Below are 17719 nucleotides of genomic sequence, written 5' to 3' on the forward strand. Positions count from 1 at the left end.
CGTCGCTTCTCGTGCCCCTCGGGCGGCGTACTCGTGCGAAACCGTAGGTGCCCGTGCGGCACCTCCACGTCTCTGCCCCGTCTCCGGTACACCCAATCCCCCGCCTTTCACCTTCCTCGTCCGTACGTACCGCGCCGCGCCGACCCGCACTGTTCGGGCTCACGTTGTTCGGGGGAACGTCGGCAGGGTGCGCGGTGGCGCCCTCGTTGCCGTCGCCGGTGGTGTTCCGGGTGCTGCAAGGGGTGGGAGGTGCGCTGGTCATGCCGGTGGGGCTGGCCCTGCTGACACGTTCCTTCCCACCGGGGCGGGCGCGCGTCGCGACGGGACAGGCCCTGGGGCTGGCCGGCCTGGCCACCGCGTGCGGGCCATTCGTGGGTGGAGTGCTGGCCCAGGAGCTGTCCTGGCGGGCCGTGTTCTGGGTGAATGTGCCGTTGCGCGCGGCGGCGATGCTGTGCGGCCGGCGGGCGGTGGAGTTTCGGAGGGCGGCGGGGCCCCGGCAGGCAGTGGGGATCCGGGGCGGGGTGGTGGTCCATCGGGCCGGAGGCGAGCAAGCACGGGGAGGGGCGGTCTGCCTGGCCGGAGGCGCGGGCGTCCGGGGCCGCCGGTGGGGCCGGTGGGGCCGGTGGGGCTCGGTGGTTGTGGGGGCCGGGGCGCCGGTGTGTCTGGTGATGGCTGTTGAGAGCGCGGGGGTGTGGTGGCAGGCGTGCGGGTGGGTGGCGGGCGCGTTGGGGCTCGGTGCGTTGTTCGTACGGGCCGAGCGCCGGTCGCGCGCGCCGCTGATCGACCGCGCCCTCTTCCGTAACGCGCCCTGCGCCGCGCTCACTTCGGCCGGTGCGGTGGCGAACGCGGCGACCGTGGTGCTGCTCTTCGTGGTCCCGTTCGTGCTCCAGGAGGTGCAGGGGCTGTCCGTACCGGGTGCGGGGACGGCCTTCCTCGTACCGGCGGCCGCGATGGCGGGTGGCCGGGCGGATGGCCGGGCGGGTGGCCGGGCCGGTGGCCGGGCCGGTGCCCACGTCCGCCACCGAACCTGTGACGGCCACCTGCCTCGGTCTCGCCGCTGCCGCCTTGGCAGCGACGTCAGCGATGTCTCAGCGACGGCACCATCAGCAGCGGCGATGGCAGCGCCGGCGCAGGCCGGTGCGGAATCAGCGGCGGCCGTCCTCCTGGTGGCGGCCACCGTGGCCGTGGCTTCGTTGGGTGCGGCCGGGGCCCTGACGCTGACGGCCACCCAGGCCAGGGTCCGGCCGGCCCAGGCGGGCGAGGCGTCCGGGCTGACCGAGTGCACGATCACGGTAACGGCCGGGCTGGGCCTCGCGCCCGCCGGTAACGACCCGGGCGGCGCGCTGCGCCTCGCCTCGGCCGGATGCGCGGCCCCCTGCCTGGCCCTCCTGCTGCGGAACCGGAGCGCCCTGCGGCGCGTCAGCCGCAGGTGGTCGCGACCGCCTCGTAGCCCCCGATGACGTCCCGTACGTCCCGGAAGCCGCGGGCCTCCAGCAGCGCGGCGGCGATCACGGAGCGGCCGCCGCTGCGGCAGTAGAGGACGACCGGGCGCTCGGGGTCCAGCGTCGCGCAGCCGGTGGGGAGGCTCGCGAGGGGCAGATTGCGGGCTTCCGGCAGGGCGCCCGTCTCGTACTCGGCGGGGTTGCGGACGTCGATGAGCTGGACGCCTTCGGACGGGACGTCACCGGGCGACAGACGGCGGCTGCGGGACACCAGCTCGGGGTGGCGGGCGAGCTCGGCGGCCGGGTCGGGGACGTGCCCGAGGACGTGGTCGTAACCGATGCGGGCCAGGCGGAGGCGGGCCTCGGCTTCCGTGCCGGGGTCGCTGACGAGGACGATCGGCGTGCCGGGCGCCACCACACTGCCCGCGTACTCGGCGAACCGGGTGTCCAGGCTGATGTGCAGCGAGCCGGTGAAATGCGCCGCGGTGTAGGCGGTGAGCGGGCGGCTGTCCAGGAGGACCGCGCCGGCGTCCCGGCAGGCGGCGAGCGCCTCGTCGAGGGTGAGCGCGACGGGCGGCGCGGCGTCCAGGAGCGGGTGGCCGTCGCGGTTGAGGGCGGCGTCGTGCGCGAAGTAGCCGGGGGTGGCGGGCTGCCCGGCCGTGACCAGACGTATGAACTCGGCCTCCGACATGGGTTGCAGGGCGTAGTTGTGGCGGCGCTGGTCGCCGATGGTGGAGGTGGTCTCGGTGGAGAGGTTGCGGCCGCACGCCGAGCCGGCGCCGTGGGCGGGGAAGACGCGGGTGGCGTCCGGGAGGGTGAGCAGTTTGCCGTGCAGGGAACGGTAGAGGCGGCCCGCCATGTCCTGCGGCGTCAGCCCGGCCGTGGCGAGCAGGTCGGGGCGCCCGACGTCGCCGACGAAGAGCGTGTCGCCGGTCAGGACGCCGTACGGCTCCGCCGCCTCCGGGTGTTCGTGGACGACGAGGCAGATGGACTCCGGGGTGTGGCCGGGGGTGGCGAGGACGGTGAGGGTCACGCCGGAGGGCTTCGTTCCGCCGCCCGATCCGTCGCCCGGTTCACCGTCCGCTTCGCCACCCGTTCCGCCGCCGCCCAGGTGAATCCGTTCACCGTCGCGCAGCCGCCGTATCGGGTAGCCGGTCTCGGCGGCCTCACCGAAGGCGATGGTGGCGCCGGTGGCGCGGGCCAGTTCGAGGTGTCCGGAGAGGAAGTCGGCGTGGAAGTGCGTCTCGATGATCAGTTCGATGCGCAGTCCGGCCGCTTCCGCGTCGCGCAGGTAGTCGTCGATGTCGCGGCGTGGGTCGACGAGGACGGCACGTCCGGTGGTCTCGTCGCCGATCAGGTACGACGCCTGGGAGAGGCAGTCGAGGTAGTACTGCGCGAAGTGCACGGTCGACCTCCGTGGTCCTGCGGGTCCGCCGTCGCGGGCCCCGCGGGGAGTGTGTTGTGCGGATGCACGGATGTACGTACATTAGGCATGCGGCGTCGGCGGCGACAAGTTCGGGCGGCGCGACGGCCGGTGCGGCGCGGGTACCGAGGAGGACAGCCGGAGGCGCCGGAGACGACGCCCCAGCCGGACCACGCTTCAGTCCGACCACGGCCCGCCCGTACATCCGTACCCGGTGACCGGGTCACCCGCACCACCCGTATTCGGAGAACCGCACCATCCGAACCACCCGCATTCGGAAAGCCGCACCACCCGAACCATCCGCCCCATCCGCTCCACCCGCTCCACCGAACCACCCGCTCCACCGAACCACCCGTACCGCTCGCACCACACGGAGGCGCCCTCATGACCGAACACCCGCCGGGCCCGCGTCCCCTGGACCGGCGCTCCCCGCTGCCCCTGTGGGCCCAGCTCTCCGAAGACCTGCGGCGCCGTATGGAGGCGGACGAGTTCGCCGAGGAGTTCCCGGCCGAGCACCGGCTCACCGGGGAGTACGAGGTCAGCCGGCACACCGTGCGTGAGGCGCTGCGCAAACTGCGCGCGGACGGCCTGGTGATCGCCGAACGCGGCCGGGCCAGCCGCCTGAACACCCGGCGCATACAGCAGCCGCTCGGCTCGCTCTACAGCCTCTTCCGCGAGCTGGAGGGCCAGGGCGTGGAGCAGCGCAGCGAAGTGCTGCGGCTGGAGCGGACGGCGGACGGGCCGATCGCCGACCAGCTCGGACTCGTCCCGGACGCGCCGCTGGTCGTGCTGGAGCGGCTGCGGCTGGCGGACGGCGAGCCGCTCGCCCACGACACCACGTATCTGCCCGCCGAGGTGGCCGAGCCGCTGCTCGACGCCGACTTCCGGCACACCTCGCTCTACGGCGAGTTGCAGCAGCGCTGCGGGATCAAGGTCACCGGCGGCCGGGAACGCATCCACCCTTTCCTGCCCGACATCCGGCAGGCGTGGCTGCTGGGGCTGGCCGACCGTGAGCCCGCGTTCGCCATCGAGCGGCTGGGGCGTTCCGGGGAGCGGCCGGTGGAGTGGCGCGAGACCGTCGTACGCGGCGACCGCTTCGCCTTCGTCGCCGAGTGGTCGAGCGACAGCCACGCGGTCGAACTGGCGCCCCGCGCCTCGTGTCCGTCATGACGGCCGGGCGCGCACCGCACACCGCGACGCGGCCGGTTCCGCACACCGCGACGCGGCCGGTTCCGCCGACGACCTGCCACCGGCGATGCCGCTCCTAGCCTGGGCGGCACTGCCCTGCGGGCTGGTCATCGGGCTGCTGCTGGGCGCGCTCGGCGGTGGCGGCTCGATCCTCGCCGTACCGGCGCTGGTCTACCTGCTGCACCAGACCCCGCACGAGGCCACGGCGGGTGCGCTGGTCGTCGTCGGGATCGGCGCGGCGTCCGGCATGGCCTGCCATGCCCGTGCGGGCCGGGTCCGCTGGGCGGCGGGGGCGGCGTTCGGCGGGCTGGGCACCGCGGGAACGTTTCTGGGCTCCCGCTGGAGCGCGTCACTGAATCCGACCGTCTTGCTGACGGCGTTCGCCGGGCTGATGCTGGCGGTGGCGGCGGTGATGCTCGTACGGACGTGGCGCGAACGGGAACGGGAGAAGGCGCGCGCCGATCACGACGCGGCACGCGCCGATCACGACGCGGTGAGTACCGGCCACGGCCCGGTGAGCGCCGGTCACGGCGCGGTCGGCGCCGCTCCCGGGACGACGCCGACCGACCCGGCGCCCGCCATCCCGGCGCCCGCCGCCCCGAAGCCCCCCGCCGCCCGCCTCGCCTCCGCCCTGCGCATCGGTGTCACCGCCACCGCCGTCGGCCTGCTGACCGGCTTCTTCGGTGTCGGCGGCGGCTTCGTCGTCGTGCCGGCGCTGACCCTCGTCCTCGGCCTGGAGATGCCGGTCGCCATCGGTACGTCGCTCCTGGTCATCCTCGTCAACTCCGGTACGGCGTTCGCCACCCGGGCCGGGGCGGGCGGCCTGGACTGGCCGCTGCTGGCCTCCTTCGCCGCCTGCGCCGCGCTCGGCAGCGGGCTCGGCAACCGGCTCGCCGCCCGGTTGCGGCCGCAGGCCCTGTCCACGGCGTTCGCGTCACTGGTCACGGTGCTCGCCGTATCGATGGCGGTGACCAGCATCCCCCGATTGTGACCCGGGCCCCGAATCAATCCGGTCCTCGACCTCAGCTCGACCCCAGCCCGACCTCAGCTCCATCCCAGCCCGACCTCAGCTCCATCCCAGCTCGATCTCAGGAGGAGAGAACCATGACTTCCGCCCCGACGCACCACCAGGTCGTCATCATCGGCGGCGGCACCGCGGGCATCACCGTGGCCGCCCGGCTGCGCCGCGCCGGACTGCGCGACATCGCGGTGCTGGAGCCTTCCGAGACGCACTGGTACCAGCCGCTCTGGACGCTGGTCGGCGGCGGCCAGGCGCCGCTGCGGGCCGCGCTGCGTACGGAGGCGGAGGTCATGCCGCCCGGTGTGCGGTGGCTGCGCGAGTCCGCCGTCTCGGTCGACCCGTCCGCCCGTACGGTGGGTACCGCCTCCGGGCGGACGGTCTCGTACGACCGGCTGGTGCTCGCTCCCGGGCTGAGCCTGGACTGGGACGGCATACCGGGTCTGGCGCAGGCCCTCGGCCACGGTGGTGTCTCCAGCAACTACCGCCCCGACCTCGCCCCGCTGACCTGGGACTACATCCGGCGCACCCGGCGCGGTACGGCGCTGTTCACGATGCCGTCCGGGCCGGTGAAGTGCGGCGGCGCCCCGCAGAAGATCGCGTACCTGGCCGCCGATTACTGGCGCAAGCGGGGACTGCTGGGCCGTATCCGTACGATCCTGGTGCTGCCCGAGCCCGCCATGTTCAAGGTGCCGGTCTTCGACCGGGCGCTGCGGGAGACGGCACAGCGGTACGGCATCGAGGTGCGGCTCCAGTCGGAGCTGACGCAGGTGGACGGCGGCGCGCGGGAGGCGGAGATCGTCGACAACGCGACCGGCGCGAAGGAGACGATCCACTACGACCTGCTGCACGCCGTACCGCCGCAGCGCGCGCCGCAGTGGGTGGCCGACAGCCCGCTTGCCGACCCGGCCTCGCCCTTCGGCTATGCCAAGGCCGACCGGGAGACGCTCCAGCACCCCGACTTCCCCGAGGTGTTCGCGGTCGGTGACGTGGCGAACCTGCCGACGTCCAAGACGGGCGCGGCGATCCGCAAGCAGGCCCCGGTCGTCGTCGCCAACCTGCGGGCCGGGCTGCGCGGGCGCCCCGCCACCGCCCGCTACGACGGTTACACGTCCTGCCCCCTGGTCACCGCGCGCCACAAGATGCTGCTCGCCGAGTTCGACTACGACCTGGAACCGGCGCCCTCCATCCCGTTCATCGACACGACCAAGGAGCGCACCGACATGTGGTTCCTGAAGCGGTACGGGCTGCCGCAGTTGTACTTCAAGGGGATGCTCAAGGGCCTGGCCTGAGCGGCCTCCTACCCCTCCTACCCCTCCTACCCCTCCTACCCCTCGTCCGGCAGCAGCTCCCACAGCATCGCCTCGAACTCCTCGGCGGTAGGCGGCACATCGGCCAGCAGGGCCTGGAGGCGCAGCCCCTCGTAGGCGCGGGTGAAGAGCCGCACGCGCATCGGGTCCTGCGTGTGGAGGCGGGCGAAGTCGGCGAGCGCTTCGGACCAGCGGCGGGTGTGGCCGCGCAGTTCGGGGCGGCGGGCGGCCAGCAGGCTCAGTTCGAACTCGGCGAGCAGCAGCCCCCGGTCCGCCGGCGCCCCGGCCGTCAGGCGGGCCAGCATCCGTCGCTTGTCGCCGCGACCGCCCGCCGCGCCCGGCCCGGCGGCGGGCGCGGCGGTGAGCTGCCGCAACCGTTCGGTCTCCAGCTCCATGGCGCTGGTCAGCGCGGCGGTGAGCAGCGCGTCGGGGCTCTCGAAGGCGGACGTGGCGGCCGTGGTGGGAAGCTGCGCCTCGTGGGCGACGGTGCGGTGGGTGATCCCGGCCGCACCGTCCCGCTCGATGATCCGCAGGGCGGCTTCGATCAGCGCCTGCCGCTGGTACTGCCCGTCGGGCCCGGACCCGCCGGCGGCCGGCTCTTGCGCGCCCGGACCGTGCGCGGTGGTTCCGTGCGCGCCCGGATCACGCACATCCGGACCGTGCGCTTCCGGATCGTGTGCGACCGGACCATGCGCATCCGGACCGTGCGCGATGGGCTGGTTCACGGGGGCTCCAGCGGCAGATACGGGATCGGAGACGTCCTCGGACGATACTCGCGCACCTCGCCGCTACGGGGAGGCCGACACGTCCGCCGACACGTCCGCGACCTCGTCCAGACCCCCGACCCCGCCCCCGCCCGCTGGCCCATCCCTGACCACATCGGCCACCACGCAACTCACGTTGTCCGGCGCCCCGGCGTCGTGCGCCTGGGCCACCAGGTCCCGTACCGCCCGGGCGGGGCCGGGGGCCGCGCCGAGCACCTCCCGTACGGCGTCGGAGGGAACCACCGCCGACAGGCCGTCCGAGCAGAGCAGATAGCGGTCCCCGGGGCGCGCCTCCCGCAGCCCCACCTCCGGTTCGACACCGTCACTGCCGTCCAGCGCCCGGAACAGCAGGGCGCGCTGCGGATGCGACTCGGCTTCCTCGGGCGTCAGCCGTCCCTCCTCGACGAGTGACTGGACATGGGTGTGGTCGTGCGTGATCTGGAACAGCTCGCCGCCGCGCAGCAGGTACGCCCGCGAGTCGCCCACGTGCACGAGGGCCAGGTGGGAGCCGGTCCAGAGCAGGGCGGTCAGCGTGGTGCCGGCGTGGTCCGGCGCCCCGGCCGTCACGACGCCCCGCACGGAACGGTTCGCCTGCCCGGCCGCGTCCGCCAGTACGTTGAGCAGGTCGCCGGGGCGCAGCGCCCCGCCGTCGAAGCGCTCCAGGCCGCGCAGTGCCTCGACGGCCGCGGCCCCGGCGGACGCCCCGGCCCCGCCGAAGCCGTCGGCCACGGCCAGCAGCCGGTCACCCGCGTAGACGGTGTCCTGGTTGCTCTCCCGGACCAGCCCGGTGTCCGAGAGGGCCGCGTAACGGATGCCGAGCGGTAGCGTCCGTCCGGGCCTCGCGGCACCCGTGGACGTGTTCTTCATGGCCTCGTCCCTCCTCTTGAGGTGGTCGACGAGGAAGGCCGCCAGTTCGCGGCGGGCGGCGGTGTCCGCCTCGGTCTGCGCCCAGTACGCCGACACCGCCTCGGCGGCCGGTCCCGCGGCCAGCTCGCACACGTCCCGGATACGGGCCAGCGGCATACCGAGCCGGCGCAGCCAGGCGACCAGCCGTGCCCGCTCCAACTGGGCGGGCGCGTAGCGCCGGTAGCCGTTGGCGGGATCGACGTGGGCGGGCGGCAGCAGCCCCAGTTCGTCGTAGAGCCGCAGCGCCTTCGGCGAGAGCCGCGCCGCCCTGGCGAACGCCCCGATGCCCAGCAGCCGCCCGGTTCCCCGGCCGCCCGCCTCGTCCGGGCCGGTCGCTGCTTCCGGTCCCGGCTCCGCTCCCGTGTCTCCGCGCACCTGTTCACGCCCCCGTCCACCCTCCTCGTACGGGGACGACCCCCGCGGACCTGAGGCTGGGTCCTCCCCCAGGGGCAAGGTCAAGGGCGGGGCGGGGCGGGCCCGGTCACCGCCTGGCGAAGTGGGTGACCGTGACGCCGTTGTCGAACGAGTCCCGGTCGGTCACGTCGAAGACGGTGGGGTCGAACTCCCCGTCGAACACCGGAATGCCGGCCCCGGCGACCACCGGGTAGCTCTTGATGATCAGCTCGTCGATCTCGGGCAGCAGCGCGCCCGCGAGCCGGCCGCCGCCGCACAGCCAGATGTCCCGCTCCTGCCCCGCCCGCTCCCCGGCCTCGCCTTTCAGGTCCCGGACGAGCGCGAGCGGGTCCGCGCGGACCACGGTCACGGCGGGGTCGATGTCCGGCGCGAGCGTGCTCGACACCACGTACTGGCGCAGGTGTGCGTACGGGCTGGTGATGCCCGCGTCCAGCGCGGGACGGTAACTGCCCAGCCCCATCAGTACGGTGTCGAAGCGCCGGTTGGGCGTGTCGGCGAGCCCGAGGGCGGCGCGCATCGCGGTGGGGACGAACTCCGGGTAGCGGGCGTTGCACCACGCGCTGTAGGCGGCGGCCTGCTGCTCGTCGCCCGCAGGATAGAAGTCGAACTCCCCGCCGGGGCCCGCGATACGGCCGTCCAGGCTGACGGCCACGTAGTAGACCAGCTTGCGCATACCGACGACTCCATCCATAGTGCTCTAAGTGAAGTGGTAAGAACGTAGTACTACGAACGGAGTGGTGTCAATGGTGCGCAGGAACGACGAGCGGAGGGCGGCTCTCGTCGACGCCGCGATCGAGGTGCTGGCCGGGGAAGGCGCCCGCGGCCTGACCTTCCGCGCGGTGGACAACGCGGCCGCCGTCCCCCCTGGCACCGCCTCCAACTACTTCGCCAACCGCGACGACCTGCTCACCCAGGCGGGCGCCCGGGTCTACGAACGCCTCCAGCCGGACGAGGCGACGATCGCGCGGCAGCGGCTGGCCACGCCCGACCGGGAGACGTACGCGATGCTGATGCGCGAGTTGGTCGGCCGGGTCAGCTCGTTCCGCACCGGCTACCTGGCCCTGCTCGAACTGCGCCTCGAAGCCACCCGCCGCCCGGCACTGCGCGCGGTGCTGACCGAACGCGTCCGTGCCGACGTCGACGCCAACGTGGCCTACCACCAGGCCTCCGGCCTGCCCGGCGACGCGACCGCCGTCCGGCTGCTGTACCTGGCCTTCAACTGGCTCATCGTCGAACAGCTCACTCTGCCCGACGTGTTCTCGGAGGCCGAGCGCGAAGAGCTGGTGTACGCCGCGGTCGACCGCATCGTGGCTCCCTGACCCAGGCACACGAACCCGACGACGCGTGATGTCACACCGGTGGCGTCGGCCGTCCAGGGTCGGCCTGTCCACGCCTGGGCGTACGGGAGATCACCGGCCCGGCTCCAGGTGGCTCAGGGCCGCGACGGTGAGCGCCTGGACGCCCATGGTCAGGGTGGGCTGCTTGACCGGGGTGAAGTGCGGTGAGTGGTTGGACGGGATGTCCTGGGCGAGGCGTCCGGAGGACATCGCGGCGCGGAACTCGTCCGGGTCCCAGCCGCCGAGCCACCAGTAGTAGAGCGGCGCGCCGGCGGCCGTGGCGAGCAGCCCGGCGTCCTCGCTGCCGGCGGCCGGTTCGTAGCCGAACAGCCGCTGGGCGCCGAAGTGGTCGGTGAAGGCGGCGTTGACCTGTTCCAGCGTCCGGTCGTCGTTGCGGGTGACCGGGAAGGTGTTCAGCACCTCGGTCTCCGGCTCGCGCGGCGCGCCGGACGCGATGGCCTCGGCCTTGGCGATGCGGTCGATGGCCGCCAGCACCCGGCTGCGCACGTCCTCGTCGAAGGTACGGACGCTGAGCTGCACCACCGCCTGGTCGGGGATGACGTTGGGCGCGTCCCCGGCCTGGAAGGAGCCCACGGTCACGACGGCGCGGTCCTTGGGCGCGACCTCGCGGGCGACGACGGACTGCAGCCGCTGGACGAAGGCGGCGGCCATCACGATCGGGTCGACGGCGGTCTCGGGCCGGGAGCCGTGGCCGCCGGTCCCGTGAAAGGTGATCTTCAGGCTGTCCGAGGCGGCCATACAGGCGCCGGGGGCGTACGAGATCAGGCCCGCGCCGAGCGGGGCGACGTGCTGGGCGAGCACCACGTCGGGCGTGGGCACCCGCCCCTGCCCGTCGGCCCCGGCTCCAGCACCGACCCCGGAGCCGGCCGCCCCGTTCCCCGCCTCGGAACCGTCCGCCGCGGCTCCGAACAGCCCGTCCTCGATCATCGCCCGTGCTCCGTCACCGACCTCCTCGGCGGGCTGGAAGAGCACGACCAGGGTGCCGGACCAGTGCTCCCGGCCCGCCGCGAGCAGGTCGGCGGCGCCCACCAGGCACGTGACGTGCACGTCGTGGCCGCAGGCGTGCATGACGCCGGGGACGGCGGAGGCGTACGGCAGACCGCTGCGCTCGGTGACGGGCAGGGCGTCCATGTCCGCCCGCAGCAGGACGACCGGGCCGGGGCCGTTGCGCAGCACGCCCGCCACGCCCGTCCGGCCGATGCCGGTGACGACCTCGTAGCCGTTCGAGGCCAGGCGGCGGGCCGCCTCGGCTGCCGTACGGGTCTCCTGGAAGCCGAGTTCGGGGTGTCGGTGGAGGTCTTCGTAGAGGGATTCGAGGTCCGCCATGCGGGCGTCGAGCGGGGCCAGTACGGTGTCACGCGCGCTATCGCTCATACGTAGCATTTGATCATGTAACGGACGCGCGGACGAGGCCCGGACCGGCCGCGGCGGGCCGGAAAGCACCGCCCGGCCCCACCCCTGCCGACTCACCGGCGAAAACCGGTGGCAGCCGACAGCGACCGGCGGCAACCGGCGTACGGCAGACCGCTGCGCGCCCCCTCCTTTCCTGTGCAAAGCCTGTACGAACAACGTGCGTTGTGCGGCACAAAGTTCCCGGCAGCGCCACCTTCTCCCGCCTGCCCCCACCCCGCACGGAAACCCCATTGCGGGAATTCCCGGGACCGAAGCACCTGGAACGGCTTATTGCACGGCCTATCGGGCCGAACGGCCGCCGTATCGCTCTTTGTCCGGCCGGCGCCCGGAAGGAATCGGTTATGCTCCTCCGGCACCGAAGTGACCTGGTGAACAGCGGAATCCGTACGGACGACGAAATCCGCGGCGCACGGAATCGGCGTGCGGTACGCATTTCGTCCGCATCCGGGAATTCCGCACGGCGCGTCAGGTCGCTCGGTGCGGGAAGCGCACGCACGGGCGCACAGATGCTCAGACGCACGGGGGACGGTACTCAGGCATGGCCAGCGGGTCGGGTTACGCGATCAAGAAATCCGGTACGGAGAGCAGCGCGTCGGAACTGGATTCCGCCGCCGGACAACTCGCCTCCGTACAGAAATCCGTCCCGCAGCAGTCGTGCAGCAGGCCGGAATCGTTCGGCGGCGAGGACGCGGCTCCCGCCTTCGACAACTTCGCCGGCGCCTGGCAGCGCGAAGCCGGCGTTCTGCACGACGCGCTCGGTGAGATCGCGAAGAAACTCCGCACCACGACGAACAACTACGGCGCCGCGGACCACTCCGCCGTCTCCGGCCTCCGCCACGCGGCCGCGGCCGCACCGGCGCCCTCCGGCGCGGGCAGCACCCCCTTCGGCTGACCGGCGGCCGCACCCGCCACTGCCACTGCCACTGCCACACCGGTCCGGTCCGGTCCGGACCGGACCGGACCGAAGGCCGTACCCAGCCCCGCCAGGCCGTACCCGGCCAGGCCAGGCACGTAACACCACGCCACCAGAACAGGCCAAGCCAGCCATGACCGCATTCCCTCCGAAGACCGACGACCAACTGCTGCGGCTCGACGTCCCGTCCATGCTCCGCTTCGGCCTGCCCGCCGAGGGCCACGCCCGCCGCGCCCTCTTCGGCGACGGGGCGATCGCCGCCGCCGTGACGCTCGGCCGGCTCGGTGTGCTGCCCCGCTCCGTGGCCTACCTCGCCCGGGTCGTCCGCGCGGGCGGCGCCGCGTACGCCGCCGCACTCGACCTGCCGCTGCCGGGCGAGGCACCGGCCCGTACGGCGGGCGCCTGGCTCGCCGCCGCGGCGGGAGTCGCCGGGGGCGTGGACGACGACGAGACGCTCGCCCGCTGGTTCGAGGCGGTGGCCGCGCTGATGGAACTGCGGCTGACCGCGGGCACCTCACCGGCACCGTAAGCACCCATTCAGCACCACCGGCACACCGGCACACCGGCACACCGGCACACCGGCACACCGGCACCAGCGCACCACAGCACCATCACCACCACAGCCACCACAGCAGCACCACGGGGGAAAGGCGGCCCACATGGCGGGCGAATCCACGACGGCACGGCGGGCCGAACTCGCCGAGCGGGTCAAGGGCATCGACGGTGCCGACAGCAAGAACGACCTGATATCCGAGATCAAGAAGGCGCTCGCCGTGCAGGCGCCGTTCGGCGACCCCGGCTCGATCGAGAGCGCCGGCAAGAGCTACCGTTCCGCGGCCGACACCTGTAGCCACGAGGTGCAGCCCCGTATCCAGAAGGTCGCCCAGGAGACCCTGCCGGACGCCTGGACCGGCACGACCGCGGTCAAGGCGGCGGACGTGGTGGCCGCGGCGGACCGGGCGGCGCAGCAGATGGCGGAGGCGTTCAGCAGGGCCGGCGGCGAGCTGATCCGGCTCGCGGACGCCGTACGGTCCGCCCAGGACACCGACCGCCGGGGCCGCCCCAGCCTGGAGGAGGCGCTGAGCCTGCTCGGCGGCGAGGACGGGCTCTTCGACGACATGTGGGAGGACGACGGCGAGGAGGACGCCAAGAACCGGGCGAAGAGCCTGGCGCAGACCGGCGTCGCCGACCTGCACCGGGCGGCCGTGACCGCCGACGACGCGGGGCGGGCGGCGGCGCGTGAGCTGAACAAGTACGCCGCGGAGGCACGTTCGGGCAAGGTGACCGCCCAGGGGCTGACCGCCGCGGACAAGCTGATGCTCGCCGACACCTCCACCGTCGACGAGAACGACCCGGCCCGCGAGCAGAACGAGATCCTCACCAGCAACGATCTCCAGCGGTCCAGCCAGTACCTGAACAAGATGAACGCCGCGGACCGGGCCGAGTTCGAGCGGATGCTCGCCGAGTCCAAGTCGCCCGAGGAGCGCGCCTACCTGATGAAGGCGCTCGCCGCCGGCAACGGCCTCGACTCCGTACGCGGCTTCCGCGACAAGATCCACCCGCACGGCGACGACGAGGCGTGGCTGGCCGCCCACCTCACGCCGGTCGTCACCCAGGGCGACAGCAAGAACGACGAGGGGCTCAACGACGACGGGTCGAACGTCAACAAGGACACCGCGGCCTTCAACGGCCAGGCGTGGGCCCAGGGCGGCGACGGCCAGGAGGGCACCTGTGTGGCCTCCTCGACCGTCACCGCGCGGGCCATGGTCGACCCGGTCTACGCCCTGGGCCTCACCGGCGGCGAGTCGGGCCAGGAGAACGACCCCAAGGCGTTCCGCGAGCGCCTGGTGGACGAGCAGCACCGGGTGCACGAGGAGGGCGACGGCGGCCACGAGGGCTGGTTCGGCACCGGAGCGCCCAGCGGTATGGACAACGACGGCAAGACCGAGGTCGTCAACAAGGAGATCAGCCCGCACACGGGCGGCGCGTACGAACTGCGCGAGACCGGCAGCGCGGACGCCCGCCGGGACGCACTGCCGGACATCGAGAAGGCGGTGGCCGAGGGCAAGCCCGTACCCATCGGCGTCGAGGGCTACCAGGACGGCGACCGCAGCGGCCACGCCATGATGATCGTCGGCCAGGAGGGTGACATGCTCCAGGTCTACAACCCGTGGGGGACCACGACCTGGGTCAGCGAGGACGACTTCGTCAACGGCCGGATGCAGAAGGCGTCCGACAACGACCTGCCGGACGCGTACGCCGTGCACGTACCGAAGTGAGCCGCCTGATGACGCGCTTTCCCCGACCCTGGACGCCTGCGTTCCGGAAGCCCGTGTCCCGGAGGCCGGGGCCCCGGAAACCCGCTCCCCGGCCGCGCGCCGTCGCCCTGGCCACGGCCGGCGTCGCGCTCGTCGCCCTGACGACGGGCGCGTGCGGCGGCAAGTCGGACTGCTGCGTCAAGGCGCCGACCGCCTCGCCGTCGCCCACCACGCCGGGCGGGGTGCCGGGTGCGGCCTGGGCGTTCCCGTCCCAGGTGACGAGCCTGCGGGTGCGGGCCGGTACGGACTTCGACATCGTGCTGCGGGCGGGTGGCAGCGGCTGGCGGGTGGACGAGCCGAAGATCGAAGGCGCGGCGGTACGGCACCGAACCGGGACCGCCGCCTCAGGCACGGCTCCGGGCGCCGCCTCGGGCACGGCTCCGGGCGCCGCCTCGCGCTCCGGCGCGAAAGACGGCGTACGGGCCGCCTTCCACGCCGTCAAGCCCGGCACCGCACGGATCGTGCTGACCTCGGCGGACCGCGAGCGCACCATGACGTACCAGGTCACCGTGGGCACCGGACCGGCCCCCGCACCGAGCGCGGCCCCGAGCGCGACGGGCGGCGGCCTCGATCGGGGGCGCTCGCTGGGCACCGGTTTCACGGGCGGTTCCGGCGGCGAGGTGACCGTCCGGCGCGGGGAACGCTTCTCGCTGCCGAACGCCTACTCGAACGTACCGGGCATCACCTGGCGGGTCGTCAGCCGCAGCGCCTCGGGGCCCGCCCCACTGCTGAGCGACGTGCCGCACGTCGAAGGCGACGCGGCGGGCGACCGCACGGACTGGTACACCTTCTCGGCCGACCGGGCGGGCACCGCCGTGGTCGAGCTGTTCGGCTGCTACCGCTGTGCGAACGGCAGCACCGGCACCCCGGATTCGGCGGAGAGCCGCGCGTACTCCGAGACCAGAACGGTGCGGATCACCGTGCGCTGACCCCGCGCGCGTACCGCGCCGGGGGCCCTGCCCGTCCTCCGACCGGCAGGGGTTCCCGCGCGTCTCATGGCGCCTCCCGGCCGCACGGACTGTACTGATCACCATGATGGCCCGAATGACAGCCCGCGGCCGCTCCGAGGCGCACCGCGCGGCCACCCCGCTGGAGCTCTTCTTCGACCTGTGCTTCGTCGTGGCCGTCGCCCAGGCCGGGCGGCAGCTCGTACACGCTCTCGCCGAGGGGCATCCGGGGCACGGCGTCCCCGGCTACCTGATGCTCTTCTTCGCCATCTGGTGGGCCTGGGTCAACTTCTCGTGGTTCTCGTCCGCGTACGACACCGACGACACGCTGTACCGGGTGGTGACGCTCGTACAGATCGCGGGCGTGCTGATCCTGGCGGCGGGGGTGCCGCGCGCGTTCGACGGTGACTTCGCGGTGGTCTGGTTCGGCTATCTGGTGATGCGGCTCGCGCTGGTGGCGCAGTGGCTGCGGGCCGCACACGGCAGCACCGGGCCCGAGCGGACCACCGCGCTGCGCTATGCCGCCGGGGTGACGCTGTGCCAGGCCGGCTGGCTGGCCGTCCTGCTGTCGCCGGAGGACGTACGACCGTGGGTGTTCCTCGCGCTGGCGGTCGCGGAGCTGGCCGTGCCCACGGTGGCCGAGCGCGACCACCAGACGGCGTGGCACCCGCACCACATCGCGGAGCGGTACGGCCTGTTCGTCATCATCATGCTCGGTGAGACGGTCTCCGCCGCGACGGTGGCGGTGCAGTCCGCGGTGGACGAGCAGGAGGAACTGGGGAATCTGCTGCCCATCGCGGCGGGCGGCCTGTTGCTGATCTTCGCGGCGTACTGGATCTACTTCGCGGTCCCGATCCACCTGCACCTCTCCTCCAACCGCCAGGCGTTCCTCTGGGGTTACGGGCACTACCTGGTCTTCGGTTCGGCGGCGGCGATCGGCGCGGGGATCGAGGTGGCGGTGGAGGAGTCGGTCGGCAAGGCGCACCTCTCGCAGTTCGCGGCGTCGGCGTGCGTGACCCTTCCCGGTGCGCTGTTCATGTTCACCGTGTGGCTGATCCATTCCCGCCACCAGAAGCGCGGTCCGGCCCAGCAACTGGTCCTGCCGGTGTCCTCCGTACTGGTCCTGGCCTGCACGTTCGCGGGTCATGGGGCGGTGCTGCTGACCGGGCTGGTGGCGGCGTCGACGGTCGCGGTGGGGGTGACGCTGACCGCGCGGCAGGGGCAGGCGCTGGGCAACTGACCGGTTCCGGCCAAAGGACCCGCCCCTTTCAGCCATTGACCTCTCCTGACGCATGAACAGCACCAGGACCGGTACGGAGCATTTCCCCGAACGGTGTAGGGTGCAGATTGCCCGATTTATACCTGCGACAGCCCACCGGCCAGAGCCGACGGGCGAGGAGACGCCACGACATGGCTGCCCGCCACGCCCAGCCGGGCGGTACGCGAATAAGGATGACCCGTCGCGGCAAGGCCGTGAGCGGTCTCGCCCTGACCACCCTCGTGGGCACCGCACTGTGGGCCTGGCCCGCCTCCGGCGACGACCACGACGGCCACCGCGCCGACCAGGCCCGCCCGGCCCCCTCCGCGCCGGACACCCCCGCGCACCACGTCACCGGCGGCACCACCGCACCGGCCCCGCGCACGATCCCGGGCCTGAGCGACGCCACCCGCAAGCAGATCCCGGCCGAGTCCCGGCAGGTCCTGGTCGTCACGGGCCAGGGCCCGGACGCGCACGACTCCTCCGTCGTGCTCTACACCCGCGCCGAGCACTCGGACGACTGGCGGCCCGGCACCCGCTGGGTGGCGCACAACGCCTCCCGCGGCTGGACCGAGGACCACCACTACGGCGACCTGCGCTCGCCCGAGGGCGTGTTCACGCTCAGCGACGCGGGCGGCAAGCTGGCGCCGCCGGAGGGCACCAAGCTGCCGTACGACCACAACAGCAGCTTCGTCGCGCACGGCACCGGCGTCGAAGGGGAGCCGCTGGGCGGCGCCTTCGACTACGTCATCGCCATCGACTACAACCGGGTCAAGGGCTCCTCGCCCCTGGACCAGCGGCGCCCGCAGGGTGCCGCGAAGGGCGGCGGCGTCTGGCTGCACGTCGACCACAACGGGCCGACGCAGGGCTGCATCAGCCTCAAACCCGAGGTGATGCAGGAGTTGCTGCGCACGCTGGACCCGGCACAGCACCCGGTCGTCGTGATGGGCCCGGCGGGCCACTGATCTCCCCCGCGGCGGGCGGGCAGAGCCTCCGGCACCGCCCCGGCATCTCCCCGGCGGGCCCTGACGGCCCCGGTCCAGGTAC

16 protein-coding genes and 1 pseudogene are annotated in these 17719 nt (G+C 73.3%); 12 read left to right on the forward strand and 5 right to left on the reverse strand.

The window, feature by feature from the left end; translation table 11 throughout:
* Positions 1-53: 53 nt before the first annotated feature.
* Both ACZ4QV_RS09530 and ACZ4QV_RS09535 read left to right on the forward strand, forming a co-directional pair.
* Positions 54-452: pseudogene (locus tag ACZ4QV_RS09530) on the forward strand (MFS transporter); the annotation flags it as partial.
* A 216-nt stretch (positions 453-668) separates the two neighbouring features.
* Entirely contained in the window at positions 669-1460 is a 792-nt protein-coding gene (locus ACZ4QV_RS09535; protein WP_467762820.1) for a hypothetical protein, read from the forward strand.
* Here the strand turns inward: ACZ4QV_RS09535 and ACZ4QV_RS09540 are convergent.
* The gene (locus tag ACZ4QV_RS09540; RefSeq protein WP_361587503.1) at positions 1420-2847 is read right to left on the reverse strand and encodes a rhodanese-like domain-containing protein; all 1428 of its coding nucleotides are present in this window, start codon (positions 2845-2847) and stop codon (positions 1420-1422) included. The two genes, ACZ4QV_RS09535 and ACZ4QV_RS09540, sit on opposite strands and share 41 nt — an antisense overlap.
* A 402-nt stretch (positions 2848-3249) precedes the next feature.
* On the opposite strand from ACZ4QV_RS09540, the gene ACZ4QV_RS09545 reads away from it, so the two are divergent.
* The 3 genes from ACZ4QV_RS09545 (at position 3250) to ACZ4QV_RS09555 (ending at position 6363) form a co-directional block, all read left to right on the forward strand.
* A complete protein-coding gene (locus ACZ4QV_RS09545; RefSeq protein WP_361149641.1) occupies positions 3250-4035 on the forward strand; it encodes a GntR family transcriptional regulator in 786 nt (261 codons plus the stop codon).
* Between the two features lie 85 nt (positions 4036-4120).
* A complete protein-coding gene (locus ACZ4QV_RS09550) occupies positions 4121-5044 on the forward strand; it encodes a sulfite exporter TauE/SafE family protein (RefSeq protein ID WP_467762740.1) in 924 nt (307 codons plus the stop codon).
* Between the two features lie 113 nt (positions 5045-5157).
* The gene (locus ACZ4QV_RS09555) at positions 5158-6363 is read left to right on the forward strand and encodes an NAD(P)/FAD-dependent oxidoreductase (protein ID WP_361149636.1); all 1206 of its coding nucleotides are present in this window, start codon (positions 5158-5160) and stop codon (positions 6361-6363) included.
* A gap of 35 nt (positions 6364-6398) precedes the next feature.
* On the opposite strand, the gene ACZ4QV_RS09560 is transcribed toward ACZ4QV_RS09555, so the two are convergent.
* From ACZ4QV_RS09560 to ACZ4QV_RS09570, 3 genes are all read right to left on the reverse strand, one after another.
* Positions 6399-7031 carry a TetR/AcrR family transcriptional regulator gene (locus ACZ4QV_RS09560; RefSeq protein ID WP_467762741.1) on the reverse strand — a complete coding sequence of 211 codons (633 nt, stop codon included), beginning with the start codon at positions 7029-7031 and terminating at the stop codon, positions 6399-6401.
* Between the two features lie 138 nt (positions 7032-7169).
* A complete protein-coding gene (locus ACZ4QV_RS09565) occupies positions 7170-8342 on the reverse strand; it encodes a MerR family transcriptional regulator (protein WP_467762813.1) in 1173 nt (390 codons plus the stop codon).
* A 190-nt stretch (positions 8343-8532) separates the two neighbouring features.
* Positions 8533-9138, reverse strand: a complete 606-nt coding sequence (locus ACZ4QV_RS09570) for a dihydrofolate reductase family protein (protein ID WP_361149631.1) — start codon at positions 9136-9138, stop codon at positions 8533-8535.
* 70 nt (positions 9139-9208) lie between these two features.
* On the opposite strand from ACZ4QV_RS09570, the gene ACZ4QV_RS09575 reads away from it, so the two are divergent.
* Entirely contained in the window at positions 9209-9784 is a 576-nt protein-coding gene (locus ACZ4QV_RS09575) for a TetR/AcrR family transcriptional regulator (RefSeq protein ID WP_361149629.1), read from the forward strand.
* A gap of 90 nt (positions 9785-9874) precedes the next feature.
* On the opposite strand, the gene ACZ4QV_RS09580 is transcribed toward ACZ4QV_RS09575, so the two are convergent.
* Complete coding sequence (locus ACZ4QV_RS09580; protein ID WP_361637329.1) at positions 9875-11197, reverse strand: M20/M25/M40 family metallo-hydrolase; 1323 nt, start codon at positions 11195-11197, stop codon at positions 9875-9877.
* 577 nt (positions 11198-11774) lie between these two features.
* Here ACZ4QV_RS09580 and ACZ4QV_RS09585 point away from each other — a divergent pair.
* The 6 genes from ACZ4QV_RS09585 to ACZ4QV_RS09610 all read left to right on the forward strand — a co-directional run bounded on the left by ACZ4QV_RS09585 (position 11775) and on the right by ACZ4QV_RS09610 (position 17637).
* Positions 11775-12128, forward strand: a complete 354-nt coding sequence (locus ACZ4QV_RS09585; protein ID WP_361587494.1) for a WXG100 family type VII secretion target — start codon at positions 11775-11777, stop codon at positions 12126-12128.
* A 154-nt stretch (positions 12129-12282) separates the two neighbouring features.
* Positions 12283-12678 carry a hypothetical protein gene (locus ACZ4QV_RS09590; RefSeq protein ID WP_361149622.1) on the forward strand — a complete coding sequence of 132 codons (396 nt, stop codon included), beginning with the start codon at positions 12283-12285 and terminating at the stop codon, positions 12676-12678.
* A gap of 130 nt (positions 12679-12808) precedes the next feature.
* Positions 12809-14428, forward strand: coding sequence for a peptidoglycan-binding protein (locus ACZ4QV_RS09595; RefSeq protein ID WP_361587490.1), 1620 nt, complete (start codon positions 12809-12811; stop codon positions 14426-14428).
* Between the two features lie 53 nt (positions 14429-14481).
* Positions 14482-15396, forward strand: coding sequence for a hypothetical protein (locus ACZ4QV_RS09600; protein WP_467762742.1), 915 nt, complete (start codon positions 14482-14484; stop codon positions 15394-15396).
* 103 nt (positions 15397-15499) lie between these two features.
* Positions 15500-16654 (forward strand): low temperature requirement protein A, encoded by a 1155-nt coding sequence (locus ACZ4QV_RS09605; protein WP_361149615.1) that lies wholly within the window; start codon positions 15500-15502, stop codon positions 16652-16654.
* 212 nt (positions 16655-16866) lie between these two features.
* Complete coding sequence (locus ACZ4QV_RS09610; protein ID WP_361617042.1) at positions 16867-17637, forward strand: L,D-transpeptidase family protein; 771 nt, start codon at positions 16867-16869, stop codon at positions 17635-17637.
* Positions 17638-17719 lie beyond the last annotated feature (82 nt).

The sequence above is a fragment of the Streptomyces sp. NPDC026394 genome (genome assembly GCF_055567735.1).